Source organism: Roseiconus nitratireducens, assembly GCF_008629675.1.
Taxonomy (GTDB): domain Bacteria; phylum Planctomycetota; class Planctomycetia; order Pirellulales; family Pirellulaceae; genus Stieleria; species Stieleria nitratireducens.
Genome location: NZ_VWOX01000021.1, coordinates 41744 through 61362, shown reverse-complemented (window position 1 = coordinate 61362; position 19619 = coordinate 41744). Strand labels below are relative to the sequence as shown.

At 60.6% G+C, this 19619-nt stretch carries 12 protein-coding genes; 7 read left to right on the top strand and 5 right to left on the bottom strand.

Translation table 11 applies throughout. The features are described from left to right. Window positions 1–58 precede the first annotated feature (58 nt). From FYK55_RS25135 to FYK55_RS25125, 3 genes are all read left to right on the top strand, one after another. The gene (locus FYK55_RS25135) at window positions 59–583 is read left to right on the top strand and encodes a hypothetical protein (protein WP_150079394.1); all 525 of its coding nucleotides are present in this window, start codon (window positions 59–61) and stop codon (window positions 581–583) included. A gap of 80 nt (window positions 584–663) precedes the next feature. Next, on the top strand, window positions 664–1269 hold the full coding sequence (locus FYK55_RS25130) for a tetratricopeptide repeat protein (RefSeq protein WP_150079393.1): 606 nt from the start codon (window positions 664–666) through the stop codon (window positions 1267–1269). 195 nt (window positions 1270–1464) lie between these two features. Beyond that, the gene (locus tag FYK55_RS25125) at window positions 1465–3018 is read left to right on the top strand and encodes a sulfatase family protein (protein WP_150079392.1); all 1554 of its coding nucleotides are present in this window, start codon (window positions 1465–1467) and stop codon (window positions 3016–3018) included. A gap of 188 nt (window positions 3019–3206) precedes the next feature. Here FYK55_RS25125 and FYK55_RS25120 read toward each other — a convergent pair whose 3' ends face one another. Next, window positions 3207–4814, bottom strand: a complete 1608-nt coding sequence (locus tag FYK55_RS25120) for a glycoside hydrolase family 30 protein (RefSeq protein ID WP_150079391.1) — start codon at window positions 4812–4814, stop codon at window positions 3207–3209. A gap of 92 nt (window positions 4815–4906) precedes the next feature. Next, complete coding sequence (locus FYK55_RS25115) at window positions 4907–5221, bottom strand: hypothetical protein (protein ID WP_150079390.1); 315 nt, start codon at window positions 5219–5221, stop codon at window positions 4907–4909. A gap of 122 nt (window positions 5222–5343) precedes the next feature. Here FYK55_RS25115 and FYK55_RS25110 point away from each other — a divergent pair, with 122 nt between their 5' ends. Further along, window positions 5344–7026, top strand: coding sequence for a Na/Pi cotransporter family protein (locus tag FYK55_RS25110; RefSeq protein WP_150079389.1), 1683 nt, complete (start codon window positions 5344–5346; stop codon window positions 7024–7026). A gap of 41 nt (window positions 7027–7067) precedes the next feature. On the opposite strand, the gene FYK55_RS25105 is transcribed toward FYK55_RS25110, so the two are convergent. The 3 genes from FYK55_RS25105 to FYK55_RS25095 all read right to left on the bottom strand — a co-directional run bounded on the left by FYK55_RS25105 (window position 7068) and on the right by FYK55_RS25095 (window position 11127). Beyond that, window positions 7068–8144: a WD40 repeat domain-containing protein gene (locus FYK55_RS25105; RefSeq protein WP_150079388.1), complete on the bottom strand. Its 1077-nt coding sequence runs from the start codon at window positions 8142–8144 to the stop codon at window positions 7068–7070. Next, on the bottom strand, window positions 8141–9466 hold the full coding sequence (locus FYK55_RS25100) for a DUF1501 domain-containing protein (RefSeq protein WP_150079387.1): 1326 nt from the start codon (window positions 9464–9466) through the stop codon (window positions 8141–8143). Before FYK55_RS25100 ends, FYK55_RS25105 begins: the two co-directional genes overlap by 4 nt. Window positions 9467–9591: 125 nt before the next feature. Next, window positions 9592–11127: a DUF1549 domain-containing protein gene (locus FYK55_RS25095; RefSeq protein ID WP_235908964.1), complete on the bottom strand. Its 1536-nt coding sequence runs from the start codon at window positions 11125–11127 to the stop codon at window positions 9592–9594. 577 nt (window positions 11128–11704) lie between these two features. On the opposite strand from FYK55_RS25095, the gene FYK55_RS25090 reads away from it, so the two are divergent. The 3 genes from FYK55_RS25090 (at window position 11705) to FYK55_RS25080 (ending at window position 19580) form a co-directional block, all read left to right on the top strand. After that, the gene (locus FYK55_RS25090; protein ID WP_235908963.1) at window positions 11705–14569 is read left to right on the top strand and encodes a DUF1553 domain-containing protein; all 2865 of its coding nucleotides are present in this window, start codon (window positions 11705–11707) and stop codon (window positions 14567–14569) included. A gap of 9 nt (window positions 14570–14578) precedes the next feature. Then, window positions 14579–16060, top strand: coding sequence for a DUF1501 domain-containing protein (locus tag FYK55_RS25085; RefSeq protein WP_150079384.1), 1482 nt, complete (start codon window positions 14579–14581; stop codon window positions 16058–16060). Window positions 16061–16787: 727 nt separating this feature from the next. After that, window positions 16788–19580 carry a c-type cytochrome gene (locus FYK55_RS25080; RefSeq protein ID WP_150079383.1) on the top strand — a complete coding sequence of 931 codons (2793 nt, stop codon included), beginning with the start codon at window positions 16788–16790 and terminating at the stop codon, window positions 19578–19580. Window positions 19581–19619: the final 39 nt, after the last annotated feature.

The window sequence follows — 19619 nt, the reverse complement described above, 5'->3', positions numbered from 1 at the left end:
CCCCGTCGCAATCTCCGTCGACGTGCTCTGTCCCCGTCGTCGTGCTCCGATCGCCGTCGTGCTCTGTCCCCATCGCGACGGTCCCCACGTCGATGTGCTCTGTCCCCATCGCGACGACGGCGGCGGCTGGCTGGTGACCGGACTTGCCGTCGCACTGCGGGAGGTGAAAATGGAAGGTGACTTTCGGTCGTCCTCTTGCGGTGCCCCTGCCTTGTTCCCTCATCGGCGTCCCCTCGGCTTTGCTTCACGAGCTTTCTGGCTCGCCGGCGTTGTCGTCGTCACCTGCTCGCTCGTGCTCCAGCGGCCGGCGGCGCTGCTGCAAACCGATGCACAAACGCTGGCCGACACCCACCAATCGAGTGTCCAAGCCGCGACCTGTGATTTTTTTGGTGTGCCGCTGCCGGCCGCCGGCGATGCATCCGATCGGCTGGAGACGGACGATTGGAACGTCGGCTCGCTGACCGGCCGCTTGGCACCGCCACCCCGCCCTGCCCCATCGGGCTGTCGCCCGTTGGCTCGGGGATCACGACCCTCCTCCGCAATGACGTCGCTCGTCCAATCGGGGATTCGATTGCAGATTTAACCAGCATCGGTTGCGCAAAACCCTTTTTGCGCCTGCCCTGCAACTGCAATCGAAAACCCATCCTATGGACGAGTGAATCCATGCCTTCTTCCCACGCACAGCGTCCTGCCCCGGAGCAAGACGATTCCACGCCCCATCCGGCGCTGCCGCTATCAACAGAAATCCCAACTTCGGTGGTGAACCATCTCCGAGCGTCCGAGTACCAGCAAGCAATCGACGTGCTGCGGACCCTGGCACGCACACCGCTTCGGCAACACACCCTGGGGGTGTGCGCGCTGCGTCTGGGGCGGTTCGAGGAAGCCGTCACCATCTTCAGCCGGCTTTGCCTGAGCCCCGGATCGGTCATGATGCGTTCTGACGTCGACGACGTACTGCAGATCAACTACGCAACGGCAATTTTGCTGTCGGGTGCTCCGAGCGGCGCGATGGAGATCCTGCAAGGGCTCCATGACCCCAGCGATGGCCCCGCCGTAGCGCTGCGTCTTGCCGTTGCGAACTGGGTATCGGGACTCCCCTGGTGGCGTCGACTCGATTGGAAACTCAATCGAATTGATCCGCCGCATGCAAGCGTGCCGTTGCCGTTTGCACCAGGAGTTTTTCCGTTTGCCGTCAAACCGGTGTCTCCTCCCGGGCCTGAATCCGCGGGACGTCGAGCGCGGCCTGCGGCGCCCGATCTGGCGGCGTAGTCCGGCTGCTCGAACCGGTTGGAATTCGCTCCGTGGCAGCATTTTCCCATGCCACGGCGGCGATTCCCGCCCCCGCACGTTAGGATTGTGGCAACTGGGTATCCGCCTTCCGTCGGAAGCCCACCGGAAACCGGTTGCCATCGCAACCGGTTCGGTGACCTGGGCCCGATCCTGTCCCGCTCGCTCGATGCACGCATGTTGTTCCACCTGAGATCCAATTCGGTTTTGGCGATCATCGCATTGGCCGCGCTGATCGGCACCTCCGCCTTCCAACCTGTCGCCGCGGCAGATTTGCCCAACCTGGTGATCATCTTTGCCGACGATGTCGGCTACGGAGACGTTGGGTGCTACGGAACCTCCCACGTTCGGACGCCGAACATTGACCAACTGGCAAAGCAAGGCCGACGATTCACCGACGCCCATTCGGCATCGGCGGTCTGCACGCCGTCACGCTACGCTCTCGTCACCGGCCGGTATCCGGTGCGGAAAGACGATTTGTGGGGGCCGGTTTTTCTGAAGTCGCCACTCGTGGTCGATGTCGACCGCACCACGATTGCCGATGTCGCCAAACGTGCCGGGTACGCGACCGCCTGCATTGGCAAATGGCATTTGGGATGGGGAAATCAATCACCGACCGACTGGAACGCACCGCTGGTTCCGGGACCCTTGCAATTGGGGTTCGACTACTACTTCGGCATGCCGACCGTCAACAGTCATCCGCCGTTCGTCTACGTTCAGAACGACCGCGTGGTCGGATGGCAGGCGGACGATCCATTCGTTTACGGCAAGACGGCGAAGACCCGAGCGTTCGATGAGAAGTTCGGCGTGTCGGCGATTGGCGGCGCGACCGCAGCCCATGAGCTCTACGACGACGAAGCCGTGGGAACGACGTTGACGGCGAAGGCGACCGAGTGGATCCGGGATCGCGCCGGCCAGGACGCTCCCTTCTTTTTGTACTTCGCAACCACCAACATTCACCATCCGTTCACGCCTGCGAAACGCTTTCAGGGGACCAGCGATGCCGGTCCGTATGGTGACTTCATTCACGAGTTGGACTGGATCGTCGGCGAAGTCACTCAGACGCTCGATGACGCCGGCGTTGCCGACGACACCTTGTTGGTGTTCACCAGTGACAATGGCGGGATGCTCAACCGCGGAGGCCAGGAAGCGTACCGGCGGGGACACCGGCCGAACGGCCAATTGCTTGGTTTCAAGTTTGACGCTTGGGAAGGAGGCCATCGTGTTCCGTTCATCGCACGCTGGCCCGGGCACATTCCCGCCGGCAGCGAATCCGGAGCCTTGATCAGTAACGTCGATCTTTTGGCAACCGTCGCCGCGATCGCCGGACAGAAGTTAGGTCCTGACGAAGGCCCCGACAGCATCAATTTGGAACCGGCGTTGACGGGAGCTCCCGACACGTCGGTCCGTGAGGAATTACTGATCGCCCCGGCGCGTCCCTCCAACCTTTCGCTACGTTCCGGCGACTGGATGCTGATCACCGGCCAGGGCGGAGGCGGTTTCGCGTCGCCGAAAGTGGGTGATCACGGGTTTGGTGGTCCGGCCGCGACGCGTTTCACCGGCCAAACCAACAGCGATATCGCCAACGGCAAACTGAAGCCCGGCGCTCCGCGGCAGCAGCTTTACAATCTGTTAGAAGATCCCGGCCAATCCACCAACGTGATTCGGGAACATCCCGACGTGGCCGAGCGGATGCGCGAACGCATCCGGCAGATCAAAAGCAACCGTTGACGTCGCCTGGGTGTCGCAAGAGTCACCCGCCCCACTGGTGCTACGGCTTGTTGGGCGAGCAAGGGAGGCGGAGCATCAATTGTTCCAGCGTTTCCACCGTCTGGCGACGGTGGCTACACCGTGATTTACAGTGCAATGGGCGGCAAGACGCTAGCCGCCGGTTGAGGCGAGAACACCCGCAGCTGGCACTACGATGCGTCCAAATCTCCGACCCATGTCACGACGCTGCGTGCCGGAATCGAACACGGATCTTCGCACTTGATGCTCGAAAGGTCATGGTCGCCGTTTGTCAGGTAGGCGTCCGACGTGGACAGCTTGGTTCCCGGGGGCAGGTTTTCAAAGCCCAGCGACACCGCAAGATCCTTGTCCGAAGCATTGATCATCACCACCACGATTCGCAACCCATCCGGGCTCTTGAACGCGGAGGCCATCAGACCGTTCAGGTCATCGGCCCCGCTGCCGATGCGACGATAACCCGGTCGGACATACCGGCTGTAGTTGCCCAAGGCCCACAAGACTTTCGTCGGCCGCATGGTTCCGGCATCCAAGGACGCGTCGATTTTGACCAGTCCGTCCTTGTAGTCGTAGGGCGTCAACGCCAACCACCAATGCCACGCCGAAACGTTCAGACGGACGAGGTCGCGATGGACGATCGTGGCAATGTGCAGGGCGACCTCCATGTCATCGGCGTCGAATCCAGGTCCCTCAAAATCGCGAACATCTCCGGGATCGCCGAGAATCGAAACCTCGCTCATCCACACCTTGGCATTCGGAGAGACTTGCCGGATGTTTTCCCAGACCAGGTCGCGCAATTCTCCCAGCCGTTCGGACGAAGCCTCCGAAAAGTAACCATGAAGCGACAGCTTGTTCCCCAGGATGTCTCGCATGTCGGGGTCGCCCAGGAACTCATCGATGTAATTCCGATACCGTCCCAAGCCGCGTCCATTCATTCCCGCTGAATACAGTTCGCCATCGAATCGTCGCTTGAATCGGTCGGACAGCACGGCGGTGTACTCAACGGACTCCGGACCGTCGACGTGAACCTGTTTCTCCAAACGCTCGCGGACCAACGCTTGCTGAAGTTGCCGGTACACTGCCTTGATGTCTTGAACGTTGTAGGGGCAGCCCTCCTGAGTTTGACCCTGCCACTCCCACGTGGGCTCGTTAATCGGGCTGATGTGGTTGATCGGAACTCCGACCGCGGGACCGCGCAAGTACTTCACGACGTTGACCAGGAAGCTTGCGAAATCGCCACGTCGGTTCGGATCCAGATTGCTTGAACCGCCCCCCGAACCGTCACCTGGATGACTCAACCCGTTCTTCGTCGCCCACACCGGCGGACTGTTGGCAAAAGCCACGAAGTCGTGAACGCCGCGAGCGTGAGCCGCTTGCAGAAAACGAATCTGCCCGCGTTGTTTGGTGCGGTCCACCGGCGACCCGGCCGCGGGAATCAACAATTCCGCTCGCCGCAATGGATCGGGAATGTTGCTCGCCGCGCCCTGCCCCGCGCTGCCGGCGCCAATGTTGAAACGCCACGCGGAAAGGCCAATGCCGCTGTCTTGGGAGAACAGCCAGTCGGCGAGACGTTCGACGGCGGCATCGTCGGACTGCCGGGTCCAATGATCGACCGCCGGGTTGATCGACCAGGCATCCGACGCACCGAAGTGATCGATCTGCTGGTGCTGGTCCGAATAGTCAATCGTCAGGTCGAATTGCGCCCGGGCGCTGACATCGGCAACGACCGCAAAAGCGAGCGAGAGCAGAAGCCACTGGCAGCGTCGGTTGTTGGTAACCATGCATTCGCCTCCTGGTGATACCGTGCAACCGGATCTGGCGTATTTTAGATTGACACGAGTGACGCCGCAGGAACGTTCGATATCAGAATCCGTCAATCTTCCGCCGATTGGATTGAATTCTCAACGGCGAGAAATCGGTGCCGCCACAGCCAGCATTCCCAAAAATGCGGTTTGCGTAGAGCCGGGTCGTCGACCGAGACTTCGTGTCGCTTCCCGCGTCGCGTTTGCAACCGCAGACGCTGCCCCTCCAACACGTCTCTGACCACCCAATACTTGTCGACGGTGTAACTGTAAGACTCGCCTCCGGTGGCCGGCATCACATTTCGAGCTCGCGGCCCCGGTGCGGTGCTTCGCTTGGGTTTGCGGTAGATTGCCCAATCTCCAGCAGACCATCCGATCAACGACATCTTCGCCTCCGGCGTGTGACCCCAGCTTGCGGGCATTGCGTTGACATGCCAGCTCCGTAGAATGCCGCAATTCTTAACCAATTCTTCACGAATGTGAAGCCTGCCTCCACGACGGCGATCCCTTGGACTCTTCCGCGCTCGCACAGCTGACCTGTGAATTGGTCGGCGGATTGGGAATCTTTCTGCTTGGCATGAAGAACATGTCCGAGGGGATGCAAGCGGTTGCCGGAAGCAGCCTGCGACGCATCATCGGTGCGGTCACGCACAACCGTCTTCTCGCCACCATTTGCGGCGTGGTTGTGACATGTGTTGTCCAGTCCAGCTCGATCACGACGGTGATGGTGGTCGGATTCGTCAACAGTGGTGTGATGCAGCTTTCTCAGGCAATCGGCATCATCATGGGTGCCAATATCGGGACGACGATCACCGGATGGATCCTGGTATTGAAAATCGGGAAGTTTGGGCTGCCGCTGCTGGGCGCGGCCGCCATGGTTTATCTGTTTTCCAAGGGTGACCGTTGGCGATATTGGGCGATGTCAGCGATGGGCATTGGCATGATCTTCTTCGGCTTGGAACTGATGAAGGAAGCCTGTGCGATCATCAAAGACACGCCCGACTTTGAAGCCTGGTTTCAAGTATTTCGGGCTGATTCCTATTGGGGAGTGCTGAAGTGCGCCCTGGTGGGCTGCGTGATGACGACTCTGGTTCAGTCGTCATCGGCGACCCTGGGAGTGACCATTTCATTGGCGTTCCAGGGTGTGATCCCCTACGAGACCGCTGCCGCGCTGGTGCTGGGGGAAAATATCGGAACGACCATCACCGCATTTCTGGCGTCGTTGGGTGCGACCACCAATGCACGCCGCGCCGCCTATTTTCACGTGATTTTCAATCTGGTCGGCGTCTTCTGGATCACGCTCATCTTCGCCTGGTACATCGACTTGATCCGCTGGATCGTCGGAGGAGACATCTCCACTGCGGTCGTCGTTGACGACGTGGCCACTTACCCCAACACCACAAGAGCGATCGCCGCCACGCACACCATCTTCAACGTGGCAAACACCTTGATGTTCCTCCCCCTGTTGCCCTGGTTCGTGCGTCTGCTGAACCGGGTCGTGCCGGCCAAAGACTTTAAGGAGAAGCCGCGACTGACCGACCTGGACATCCGCATGGTCGAAACCCCCGCGTTGGCCATCGAACAGTCCCGCAAGGAGTTGGAAAAGATGGGCGACAGCTGCGCGAAGATGCTGCAGTGGTTAAACGAACTGCTACAGCAGGATGACCCCGACCGTTCCTTGGCCGACCGATTGAAGCGGCGCGAGCAGGTGCTGGATTCGATGCAGGATGAAGTCGCAGAGTTCGTGACCGACCTCCTGTCCGGAAACGTTCCCCACGCGGTTGCCGACGAAGCACGTCGACAGCTTCGAATGGCAGACGAATACGAGTCCATTAGCGACTACATTGCCAATTTGGACAAATTTGACCGCAAACTCCGTCGCGACGGTCATCGTTTCACGCCCGAACAACGCAAGGATCTGGCTCGCCTGAACGGGCAAATCGCAGAGTATTTGGGAAAGGTCAACCAGGCACTGACCCAAGACAACCGCAGTGTCCTGACACAGACCAGCGTCAGGTCGGACCGGGTGCGAAAAGAACTGAAGCAACAACGCCGCAAGCATCTGGACGATCTTTCCGCAGGAAACATCCCCCCTCAGGTCAGCGTGGCTTATCTCGCGTCACTCAACGCCTACGCGCGTGTCCTGGACCATTCCTACCACATCGCCGAAGCCGTCTCCGGGGAAAAATAATCGACCGTCCCCCTGGATGGAACTCCAGAGCGGCCTTCCGATCAACCGTCCGCCCCGCTGAGTACGTAGCGTTCGGCGCGTCCGAAAGGAGCAATCATCCCGTCGGCTTCGGGTTTGGGCTGACCCTGCGTCCCCAGGACGATCAACCGACTGCCGTCGGGCGTGAAGTGCATCGTGGTGACGCGGTACCCGGTTTTGAGTGTGGTCAGTCGCCTGCCGTCATCAAGCGCGAACAACGCCACATTCCAATCACCACCGCGCAGCCGACCGCCCATCGCGAAAAAGTCGCCCGAGGGATGAATCGCCAAGGCTTCCATCAACCCTTCGCCGTGTTCCCCGTCGTGGATTTGGTCCACCAGCCGCGGTTCGCCCTGGTCCCACTTCCATTTTTGCCAAAGCTGCTTGCCGTTGCCCGCCATCGGATCCCGCATTTCCCCCATCCCGGCCAACAGCAGTTCGTCGCCCGCCGGCGTGAACCGCATCGCAAAGATGCCACCCAGATAGCAATGGCTTTTGATGATGCCCCAGCTGGTGAAATCCGGTGTTTTCACCGTGGCCGCCAGCTTGCCGCTGGACACTTCGAACACGCGGACCTCGCCCATCAAGTTCCCAGCGGCGACAAATTGGCCGTCGGGGCTGAACGCCACCGCCTGAACCGAGGGGATGTGGGGGAGACGGTGGAACACTTCGCCGGTCTCGACGGAGCCGACACAGATCGACGGCTCTCGTTCCCCTTGCGGTTCGTACTTGTAACCGCCAGCCAGGTACTGGCCCGTCACCGAAGCGAAGTGCTTCGCCTTGGGATCGATGGCGGTTTCCCAGGACCAGAATGCGTGCAATTGATTTTGACGAAGGCTCTTCCCGTTCTTCAAATCAAACCATTCCAACCGTCCGTCGTAGCCCCCTGACAGGATCACGTCGTCGGCCAGCCAGTGCGCCGAGCTGGCGTAACTGTCGTGCGCGTATCGTTGATCGTAATCGCCCGAATCCAGATCCACCGTGTAGATCCCGTCCATGCAGGCGGCAACAACCGATCGCGCATCGGGCGCGAGCGATCCACCCAGAATCGCCGTCGGGAGCCGATGGTCGTCGACCTTCTGCAACTTAACTTCATTCACGCCAGCACCTCCCTGATCGGTTCGGCCGCATCTTCGACGCGATGAAACGTGGGCAATCCCGGCAGTTCGTATTCTTCGTGGGGATCGATCCCGAGTGTTTGGAAAATCGTTGCGAACAGGTTTCGGTTGTCTACCTTGCCCTCGATAACCTCAACGCCCAAAGCGTCCGTGGCTCCGTGGACCACCCCGCCTCTGATCCCCGCTCCGGCCATCGCCAAACTCCAAGCGGTGGGATAGTGATCGCGACCACGGGCGTCATTCAACCACGGGGTCCGACCGAATTCTCCCATGGCGATCACCAACGTGTCGTCCAGCATTCCGCGTTGATCTAAATCATTGACCAGCTGGAACATCACATTGTCCAACTCGGGAACCAGCATTTGATGCATCTCGTGCTGATAGACGTGGTTATCCCAAGGCATCCCGTTGGCCACCATGACGAAAGTCGATCCGTTTTCAATCAGGTGCCGGGCCTGCAAGGCGTGCTGTGCAAAAGCGCCCCGACCGTACCTTTCCCGATCGGCTTCGGGCAGGGAATCCAGATCGAATAGCGGCGCGCAGCTCATCAATCCTTGCACCCGATCGAAGGCGGCGTTGTGCGAGGCGGCTGCGGTGCTGCGGTAATCGTTCTCATACTTCTTGCTAAAAAACTTCCGCAAGGCCTCGCGGTCGGCGTGATCTCCGTCGCTGATCGTGTCCAATTGCTGGATGTTCGGGATGCCATAATCTCCCCCGGCTCGCACCGGTCCGTACTCGGCCCCCAACCAGCCCGCCCAATTGCCGGCCTTGAACGCCTTGAATTCGTTTCCTTCCGGACAAGGATCCAACAACACGAATTGAGGTACCGGGCTGTCCAGTTGACCAAGCTGCTGCGCCACCACGGACCCCAGGATCGGTCGCGTGAAGGGTGGCCGCGGCTGATCACCTCGGGTCAGCGCATCGATTCCTTGGAAGTGCTCGTTGGGCTTGGTGCTCATGCTGCGGATGACCGCCAGCTTGTCCATCAGGGTCGCGCACCGGGGCATCAACGAACTGATCTGAATCCCCGGCAGATTGGTCGCGATGGCGCCGAACGGGCCGCCGGTTGCCGTTCCCGGTTTTGGATCCCAGGTGTCAAACTGGCTGGGGGCACCGCACAGCCACAGCAGGATGCATTTCTTACCGCGCCGCTTCGTTTCCTCGGCCAACGCCGGAATTGAAAACAAACCGTTGAAGCTGGCGACCGATGCGGCGCCCGCCGCCATCGTCCCCTGCAGGAACAGTCGGCGATGGACGCGATGCTCATCACTGCCGCAAGACAGTCGTTGGCGAGGTGAATTCATGCTTGGCGTGGTGCGAAAACGGAAGCGGTCATTCGTCACACAAGGAATTAATTGGATTGAAACTTGGCTAACGACGAGACGTCCCTGCGACGTTCGACGAGAGGCTCGTCGGGTTCCGGATCCATTCAATGGTTGAATCGGAACTCGGCGCTGGTGATCAGGGACCAAACGATTTGAGCCACCGCCTCCTCCGGACGTTCAGATCTCTGATCCAAGTAAGCCGTGATTGCGGAGGTTTCCGATTCGGTGGGCGACCGTCCAAAAGCCGTCTCGATCAATCGCTCGGCACGCTCGTCGGCGGTTTCACACGCCAGCACACCCGCGATCAATTGGTCATCGCCGTCGCTGGCTCGAATGAATGCGTCCAGGTTGGCATGGTTGGAAAAAAACAACGCGTCGCCGATGGGCACTTCGACCGTGTCGGGCAGCACCTCCAGGATTTGCTGACGCAGGTCTTCGACGACCGAAGCGTCATTCTGAAACGAGCCTCGCAACACCAACTGAATCGAACGGGCAAGTTGTTCAGCCGTCAACGGTCGTTCCAGGTACCAGGCGAACGAGTCCGGCGGGGTCGCCTGCGTGGGCCGCCTCGCACTCAACTGATACGCGTCGGAGAGAACGATGCTTCGGACCAGACGACGCACGTCAAAACCGCTGGCCGCGAAATCGTCGGAGAGCCAATCCAGCAAATCGGGGTGACTGGGCGGGTGCATGCTGTCGATTTCGTCGTGCGGATGGACGATTCCCCGGGCCATCAAGATCGCCCACACGCGATTGACCATGGCACGAGCCAGCAGCGGGTGCCCGTCCAGGACTTGCGTGACAAACTTTTGACGCCGCGAGAAAATCGGCTCGCGGGGATCCCCCGGAACCTCCGCGGACACGTACAAGCGATCCTCATCGGATCGCTTGACCTCTTTGGCCGGACGCTCTTCTGCGACCGTCCCCGCATCCAGAAACGTCAGGAAGTTGGGGGTACTGGAACCTTCCAGATTGGCGAACTCCGAAAACCCTCCCACGGCGGACTCGGCGACACGGGGGCCGTTGGGCGTGTCTTCGTTTTTCCCGCGGTTGAAAAATGCGACCAGGCCCCAATAGTGCGCCTGCTCGATCTCATCGGCCATCATGTGATCGTGGCATTGGGCACACTCGATTCGGATCCCGAAAAAGGCTGGCGCTACCGCCTCGGCAATCGCCTGGTAATTGTCCTCGCGTTCGTACAGGAACCACACGGCGCCGTCGTGCTCCTTGTCCGATGGCCGAGCGATCAGGATCTGGCGAGCGACTTCGTCCCAGGGGCGGTTCTCGCGAAAAGCCGTTTCCAGGAACGCACGCCAGCCGTGACGGGCACGCCGTTGGTAGGTCCCCTCATCGGCTCGCCCCATCAGAATTACATCAAACAGGTCCGCAAAGTGTTGCGCGTGGTCTTCGCTGCCGAGCAGACGCTCGACCAGGGTCTGACGACGATCGTCGCGAGGGTCCGCGAGAAACGTCCGGGATTCTTCGCGTGTCGGGATGCGACCGGCCAAATCCAAATACACCCGGCGGACAAACGTTCGATCGTCGCAACGTTCGGCGGGCTGCACCTTCCGCTCCTGCCAGGCGGCGGAGAGCTGCGAATTGATTTGAGTCGTCGGATCACCGGCAATGCCGCGGGGCACGCAACCGAGCAAAACGAGAATGAAACTGCACAAACGCATCGATGGCGGGCGCGGAGGCTGGGGGGGGGGCGAAAAAACAGGCGGGTTCGAGGCGGGCGGGGGAGCCCAGTATAGCCGATCATCCTGCTGTATATTGCATTCCGTTTTCTCCACTTTCGCCCGGGTTCGAGCTTGGGGGAGGAACCAGAAAACAGCCATCGGCGATCGAAAACCGGTAAACTAAGCTAAGGGCCCCAACGTAGATTCCAATCAAATCTCCGTTGCCCCGCCTCCCTCTGCGGATCGGCACCCCTCCGCAGCCCCCGTTCGCCACGGAATCGCCCAGCGGTCGGTGACCGGCCGCCTGCGACCTGCTGCAACGCAGGGAGGGATCACGGAACGGGGCCTTATGAGGTAGTGGAAATTGAAGCTCGGCTACCGTCTGGCGACGGTAGCAACATTGCCCTCGCGATTGATGCGACCACGCATGTCCGCCTTTACCGATCTCCCTAAAACGCGTCTCTTGATGACTGCCAGAAAACTCCTGAACGTCGCGCCTCCGCGTGCGGCGTTATTAACGGCCCCACTTGCGATCCTGATGGCTGCTCTCATCTCATCCTTGGCCCGTTCCGAGGATGCACGCAGCCCCGGCGAAGAGGAGGTCGCAGATTCCGGCGAGATTGACTTCAACGAGCACATCCGCCCGATCTTCACGGCCCATTGCACCGCTTGTCACGGCGGCGTGAAGCAGGCCGGCGACATTTCCTTCGCCTATCGCGATCAAGTCCTTCCGCCCGACGGCTGGATCGTGGAACCGGGCGATCCGGAAGCGTCCAGTCTGATCGAGCGGGTGACGTCGGAAGATGAGGATATCCGCATGCCGCCACCCGAACATGGGCCGGCGCTGTCGACCTTGGAAATCGAACGATTGACGCAATGGATCCGACAGGGTGCCAAGTGGGAACAGCATTGGGCTTACGAGCAGCCCCAACCGCAGCCGATCCCGACAGTGTCGGATGCCGATTGGCCGTTGCGGCCGATGGACAACTTCGTCTTGAAGCGATTGGAATCCGAAGGCATCGATCCCTCTCCGAACGCGACGCCCGAGCGATGGCTGCGCCGGGTCACGTTGGACCTCACCGGACTGCCTCCGACGCTTGAAGACCGAAACGCCTTTCTGAACGATGTCGACGTGTCCGGCAATGCCGCTTACGAGCGCGTCGTCGATCGGCTGCTGGGCTCCGATGAATATGGCGAACGTTGGGCCAGCATCTGGCTGGACCAGGTTCGCTACGCGGACTCGAAGGGACTGGGGATGGACGCCCGTCGCAACATTTGGAAGTACCGCGACTGGGTGATCGACGCAATCAACCGCGACCTCCCGTATGACCAATTCACGATCAAGCAAATCGCCGGAGACCTGCTACCGGATCCGTCGGTGGAAGACCGGATTGCCACCGCCGCGCATCGCTTGACGCAATCGAACGAAGAAGGGGGCACCGACGACGAAGAGTTTCGCGTCGCCGCCGTGCTCGACCGCGTGAACACAACCTGGCAAACCTGGATGGGAGTGACGTTCGGGTGTGTTCAGTGCCACAGCCATCCGTACGATCCGTTCCGTCACGAAGAGTACTACCAATTCTCAGCGTTCTTCAACAACACGGCGGATTCGGACCTGGATGAAGATTGGCCCGCCATCCAGGCCCCGATCGATCCGGCAGAATACCCCGAAGCAGCCGAGCTTGATCACCAAATCGCCTCCCTTCGCGATCAGATCTGGCAACGCGAATATCAATTGCTGGACGATGACTCCCTGTGGCAACCGCTGGTCGACTTGCAGGCTTCTTCCAGCAATGCGACCCAAGTCGAGGTCGAGCGTCAGGGCGACCATGACGAATATCACACCGTCGGCACGGTCAGCCGAAACGCCGACTTCACCTTGGAAGCTCCGCTGCCGGACGGGGTGGAACAGCTGACCGCAATCCGGTTCACCGCGATGCCCTTGGATCCGGCATCCGCCGTCGCGGATTCCGAGTGGGGATTTGTGCTCTCGCACGTCGAAGCCGAATTGCTGGTGCCCGGGGAAGATCAACCGCAACCGATCGAGCTGTCGCACCTGGCGATCGACGAACCGAATCCGTTTTATGACCCGCAGCTGAGCCTGAATGAAAAATCATCCAACGGCTTCGCCGCGTACACCCGGATCCACTACCCTCGACAAGCGGCCCTGATTCCTCAACAGCCAGTCGCCGTTCCCGAGGGAGCTCGTTTGCGGGTGACGTTGAAGCATCGCCGATTCATCCTTGCCGCTTTCGCGTTGATCGCCAAACGCGGCCATCTGGCGGTGTCCGACGACCAACGTTTCACGGACCTGCTCAGTGACGAAGAACTGTCCAAACAACGAAACCGGCTGGCCGCCCTGCAGCAACAGCGTGACAAGATTCCTTCGACATCGGTCCCCGTGTTACGTGAACTTCCCGAGCATCTTTCTCGGCCGACGCACGTTTTCGCCCGCGGTCTGTTTTTGACCAAAGAGCAATCGGTGACCGCGGCAACCCCCAAATCACTTCCGCCGCTGGATACCGAATCGACACCGGACCGGTTGGCGATGGCCCGCTGGATCGTCAGCCCGGAAAACCCGCTCACCGCCCGAGTCGCGGTGAACCGGTTCTGGGCACGTTTGTTCGGCGTCGGATTGGTTGCCACGGAGGAGGACTTTGGATCCTCGGGCGATCCGCCGTCACACCCCAAATTGTTGGACTACTTGGCGGTGCAGTTTCAGAACGAATACGACTGGAGTGTGAAGAATCTGCTGCGAGACATCGTGCTTTCGAAAACCTACCGACAAAGTTCCAAGGTGCGTCCGGAACTGCTGGAGTCCGACCCGCAGAACCGGCTGCTCGCGCGCGGGCCGCGGCAACGGCTTCCCGCCGAGATCATCCGTGACCAGGCCCTGGCGCTGGCGGGATTGCTCAGTGACAAACGGTTCGGACCTCCGGTTCATCCGCCGCTGCCCGATGGCGTCTGGAACCCGTTCCAAGGTGGTGACCGCTGGACGACGCCCGATGACGGGGACGCCGATCGCTACCGACGTTCGATTTACACGTACACCAAACGCAGCATTCCGTATCCGATGTTCGCCGCGTTCGATGCCCCTTCGCGGGAATTCTGCACGCCCCGCCGACTGCGTTCCAACACGCCGCTTCAAGCCCTGATGACACTCAACGACGAAACCTTCCAAGAGTGCGCCGCGGGCCTGGCGACCCGGATGAAGAACGCTTCCGACCAGCCGCGAGAACAGATCGCATTCGGTTTTCGGCTGGTCACTTGCCGCGAACCTGACGACGCCGAAATCGACGAACTGCTGGCTTTGCAAAAAACCGTCGGTGGCGACGATGCCCTGCACGGATTGACCTCCGTCGCCGGCGTCCTTTTGAACCTTGACGAAGTCCTGACCAAATAGCACGAAACCATGACCACCCTCCGCCAAGAACTTGGTTACACGGATCTGCGCGATACCACGCGGCGCCACTTTCTGCGTGAATGCACTACCGGATTGGGCGCGCTCTGGTTGGCGCTACAAAGCACCGCGTCGGCTTCGGAAAGCAAACTTCCGGTTCACGACGCGGCCAACCCGCTCAGCCCGATCGCACCTCCATTGCCCGCCAAAGCAAAGCGGGTGATTTACCTGCACATGGTCGGCGCGCCCAGTCAGCTGGAGCTGTTCGATTTCAAACCAGATCTAAAACGCCTGGACGGGCGGGACTGTCCCCAGGAATTCCTGGAAGGCAAGCGGTTCGCGTTCATCCAGGGCACGCCCAAAATGTTGGGGCCCCAATACCCGTTCGAGCAACACGGAGAAAGTGGCGCCTGGGTCTCCGACCGCCTGCCCCATTTGGCGAAGCACGTCGACGACATTTGCTTCATCAAAACGATGCAGACGGATCAGTTCAATCACGGCCCGGCCCAGTTGATGGTGCACAGTGGCCAGGCGCGCATGGGATACCCGTCGATCGGGTCGTGGGTCACCTGGGGGTTGGGATCGGAGAACGAAGACCTGCCGGGATTCATGGTCTTGCTTTCCGGGGGTCGGCAGCCACGCGCCGGCAAGGCGCTTTGGAGCGCCGGATTCCTTCCGTCGGTTTACCAGGGCGTTCAATGTCGGTCCAAGGGAGACCCGGTGTTGAACATCACCGATCCGAACGGGGTCTCTCGAGATGAGCGAAGGGCCATGTTGGACACGCTCAACCGGCTCAATCGTCAGGCGAACGAAGAGTTCGGTGACCCGGAGACGCTGACCCGGATCGCGCAGTATGAAATGGCCTTTCGGATGCAGACGGCCGTTCCCGAAGTGATGGACATTGCCGATGAACCGGCGCACATCCACGAGCTGTACGGCACCGAACCGGGCAAAGAATCCTTTGCCAACAATTGCCTGCTCGCGCGCCGGCTGGCCGAACGCGACGTGCGGTTCATCCAGCTGTTCGATTGGGGCTGGGATTCACACGGCGCCGCCAAAGACGAAGCTCTCAACGAAGGGTTTAAAGGGAAATGCAACCAGATCGATCAACCGATCGCCGCGTTGCTGACCGATCTGAAACAGCGGGACATGCTCAAAGACACGCTGGTGATCTGGGGTGGCGAATTCGGCCGCACCCCGATGCGCGAGAACCGTGGCGGGACCGAGATGACGTTTGTCGGCCGCGACCACAACCCCGAAGCATTCACCCTGTGGATGGCGGGCGGTGGGACTCGACCGGGAATGTCCTACGGTGAAACGGACGCCGTCGGTTACTCGCCCGCCATCAACCCGGTTCAGCTCCGCGACTTCCACGCCACTCTGCTTCACTTGCTGGGCATCAACCACGAAAAGTTCAGCGTCCCCTTCCAAGGGCTGAACCAAAAACTGACCGGCGTCAAACCGGCCAGCGTCATCCGGGACATTCTGGCATAGTGTCGCGATCAGCCGCGAACTTGCCGCCCGATCGCGGCGGCCCGGGGTTTCAAGTAGCGGTCGCGCTGCAGATGCCACGGCTGCCATGATCTCCCGGCAAGCGTCTCCGACATGACGCACTTCCGCTTTGCCGATCGGCACTCGGACGAGATCACGCGCGGCGGAGCCGCGAAGACAGTGCGTTCCCAGGCGGGAGCCTGGGAACGAGGGAAGGACAAACTCGCTGGTTGCGGGGCTCCGCATCGCAACCCACTGCTGGGCAGGCTCCCGCCTGCCGCGTCAACACTTGGTACGACGCACTTCCGCTTTCCCGACCGCCCCCCGGACACGATCACGCGCGGCGGAGCCGCGAAGACAGTGCGTTCCCAGGCGGGAGCCTGGGAACGAGGGAAGGACAAACACGCTGGTTGCGGGGCTCCGCCTCGCAACCCACTGCTGGGCAGGCTCCCGCCTGCCGCGTCAACACTTGGCACGACGCACTTCCGCTTTCCCGATCGGCACTCGGACGAGATCACGCGCGGCGGAGCCGCGAAGACAGTGCATTCCCAAACGGGAGCCTGGGAACGAGGGAACGACAAACTCGCTGGTTGCGGGGCTCCCGCCTGCGGCGTCAGCACCTGGCATCGCGGACTCCAAACGAGGCTTCGCCAAGCGTCTAGAATGGGCACGAAAGTTGGTCCCCCCGTCGCCCAACAATGCACGCTGAGACCGGTCCACCCCACCCCCAATGCACAAGCACACCGAACTCATCCTCCTCACGCTGTTCCTCGGCTGGACGCTTCCATCACAACCGGCGTGGGCGCAACTCTCCGACCAATTGAACTCCGAATCGGTCGAGCAGCTTGCCCGCGACGCGCGCCAACAAGGGGATCCCATTCGAGGTGCCATTCTGTACCCGCAGGAGTCGCTGGGGTGCGTCAAATGCCACGGCCCGGGAGACAACCGGATCGGACCCGATCTGACGGCCATGAGCAAGGACCGGTCCGACGAGCACTTGGTGGAAGCCGTCTTAAATCCTTCCAAGCTGATCAGCCAAGGATACGAAGCGACTCAAATCCTGACCCAGGACGGAAAGGTTTTCAGTGGCCGACTGCTCTCGGCAACCGATCAACAAGTCATCCTGCGTGAAAACTCGGATGACCAGAGGCGACGTAGCTTTGATCGTGATCAGATCGACCAGATGGTCACGGCCCCAAAGTCTTTGATGCCGGACAAACTGGCGGACCAACTCAAAAACCGGCAACAGTTTTTGGATCTCATCGGCTACCTGATGCAATTGCGTGATTCAGCGGAAAGCCCGACCGAAGCGGGCGACGCGAAACGCAAAGACTTGACGCCGGAACTGCGTGGGCTGGTGCTGATCGATCGCTACCAATGCGGGAACTGTCACGACAACGACCTGGTATCCAACCAAACGCCCGCGGACGCGGCGCCGCGACTGTCTCGACTCTCCCCGATCCTGGATCCGAGCCACCTGCGGCGTTTCATCAGCGATCCGGCACGTGAAAAGCCAGGCACCAGGATGCCGAATCTGTTGGCCGGGAAGTCAACTCCGGAGCAGGACCAGATTGCACTCCAGATCACGCATTTCCTGGTGTCGAAGTTTCAACGACCGGTGACCGAATCCGACGTCGATGAAGCAGCAGCCGAACGCGGAAAACGACTGTTTCATTCGGTTGGATGCGTGGCGTGCCACGCGCCACGTGATTCGGATGAACAGCCGCTGCTGACGGAATCCTCGGTTTCGCTGGGGCCATTGCAATACTCGTTGGCCGGTTTGGTGGAATTCCTGGAGGACCCGCTCGCGTTCCGCCCGTCCGGCCGCATGCCCGATCTGAAACTCACGCATTGGGAAGCGGTCGATCTTGCCCATTACCTGCTTTCGTGGCGGGGCCGACGCCCGACCTTCGATTTCCAACCGGATCCGCAACTGGCAACAAGCGGGGAACAACAATTCCAACGATTCAATTGCGTCGCGTGTCACCAGGAGGTATCGCCACGGGAATCGTCGGTGGCAAAAAGCGACACGCCGCCGCTGTCCGCATTGAGGCCGAACCGGGGCTGTTTGTCGAATTCTCCCGGCCCGTGGCCAACGTACACGCTTCACCCTTCTGAAGTGGATGCGATCCGCCGAGCCATGGACCGGTTCGGCGGCGGGCAGAACCTTCCCACAGAAACGCAGATTCAAATCTCCCTGGAAGCCTTTCGCTGCACCGCCTGTCACCAGCGTGATGCTCTGGGCGGCGTCCCCGATGAACGAGCCGACTATTTCCAGACGGCCAACCCCAACCTGGGTCCGCAGGGACGGTTCCCTCCGACGTTGACCGGTGTCGGCGGAAAGCTGCGGCGAAAATGGATGCGTGAAATCTTGGTCCATGGTCGCTCGGTTCGCCCCTACGTTCAAACACGCATGCCGCGGTACGGTACCGAGAATGCCGAGCACCTGGTCGAACTGTTTCAGAGCAATGACCGGGGGCCCGCGGATGAGCGAACGCAAGCCGACGATCCGGAACAACAAAAGGCGTTGCGAGATGCCGGTTTCCAATTGGTCAGCCATGACGGATTGAACTGCATCGCTTGCCACACGTTTCAGTTGAAGCCCGGAATGACGATGTCGGCCCTGGACCTGACCGTGATGCACGAGCGGCTGAAGCCTGATTGGTTCGATCGTTTTCTGCGTGACCCCAAACAACAAAACCCGGGCACCGTCATGCCTTCGTTCTGGCCGTCTGGCCGGTCGGTACGCCCGGCCATCCTGGATGGCGATGCGGATCGGCAGATCGCGGCCATTTGGGAATGGATGAAAGACGGACGTCAGGCCCGAACGCCCCGCGGCTTGGTAGTGGAGCCCATGGAACTGTTGGCCACCGATGAAGCCGTCATGCTGCGGCGAAAGTATCCCGGGATCGGCAAACGGGGAATCGGTGTCGGATACCCGCGACAAATCAATGTTGCCTTCGACGCCGAACAGATGCGGCTGGCGTCGATGTGGCGAGGAAAGTTTGTCGACCCGGCGGGTGTGTTCCGCAGCCAGGGACATGGAACCGTCCGGCCGCTGGGCGATGACCGGTACAACTTTCATCCGGGACCGGAAATCGACGATGCGGGGAATCCGTGGATCGCGGATGACGGGCGTCCCCCAAAACATCGGTTCCGCGGATACACCCTGGATAGGAAGCGTCGCCCCACCTTTCAATACGCGTTCGAAGACGTGTTGATCGAAGACCAGTGCGTGGACGACGTTGCGGCCAACTCTTCCGTCCCCATCTTTCGCCGGACGATCACTTTGCGTTCAGATTCCGGTCGCGACGGCATGATCTTTCGCATCGCGCCTGAACAACCCGTCGATCAACTTGGGAAAGGGAACTACCGAATCGGCAACTCCTTGCAGGTTCAATTGCTCCCCCCGCACACCGGATCCATCGTAATGGAGGAAAGTCGTCAGACGATCCGTGTCCCCATCGATCTGAAAGCATCCCGTCCTGAACGAATTGTCCTGGAGTACGCATGGTTACCCTGAAGCTTTCCGGGCGTGGCGTCCGGAGAAAACCAGCGTCGC

Coding starts and splice junctions, on each gene's coding strand:
- FYK55_RS25130 (WP_150079393.1), top strand. CDS start 664: ATGCCTTCTTCCCACGCACAGCGTCCTGCCCCGGAGCAAGACGATTCC.
- FYK55_RS25125 (WP_150079392.1), top strand. CDS start 1,465: ATGTTGTTCCACCTGAGATCCAATTCGGTTTTGGCGATCATCGCATTG.
- FYK55_RS25120 (WP_150079391.1), bottom strand. CDS start 4,814: ATGGTTACCAACAACCGACGCTGCCAGTGGCTTCTGCTCTCGCTCGCT.
- FYK55_RS25115 (WP_150079390.1), bottom strand. CDS start 5,221: ATGTCGTTGATCGGATGGTCTGCTGGAGATTGGGCAATCTACCGCAAA.
- FYK55_RS25100 (WP_150079387.1), bottom strand. CDS start 9,466: ATGAATTCACCTCGCCAACGACTGTCTTGCGGCAGTGATGAGCATCGC.
- FYK55_RS25090 (WP_235908963.1), top strand. CDS start 11,705: ATGGCTGCTCTCATCTCATCCTTGGCCCGTTCCGAGGATGCACGCAGC.
- FYK55_RS25085 (WP_150079384.1), top strand. CDS start 14,579: ATGACCACCCTCCGCCAAGAACTTGGTTACACGGATCTGCGCGATACC.
- FYK55_RS25080 (WP_150079383.1), top strand. CDS start 16,788: ATGCACAAGCACACCGAACTCATCCTCCTCACGCTGTTCCTCGGCTGG.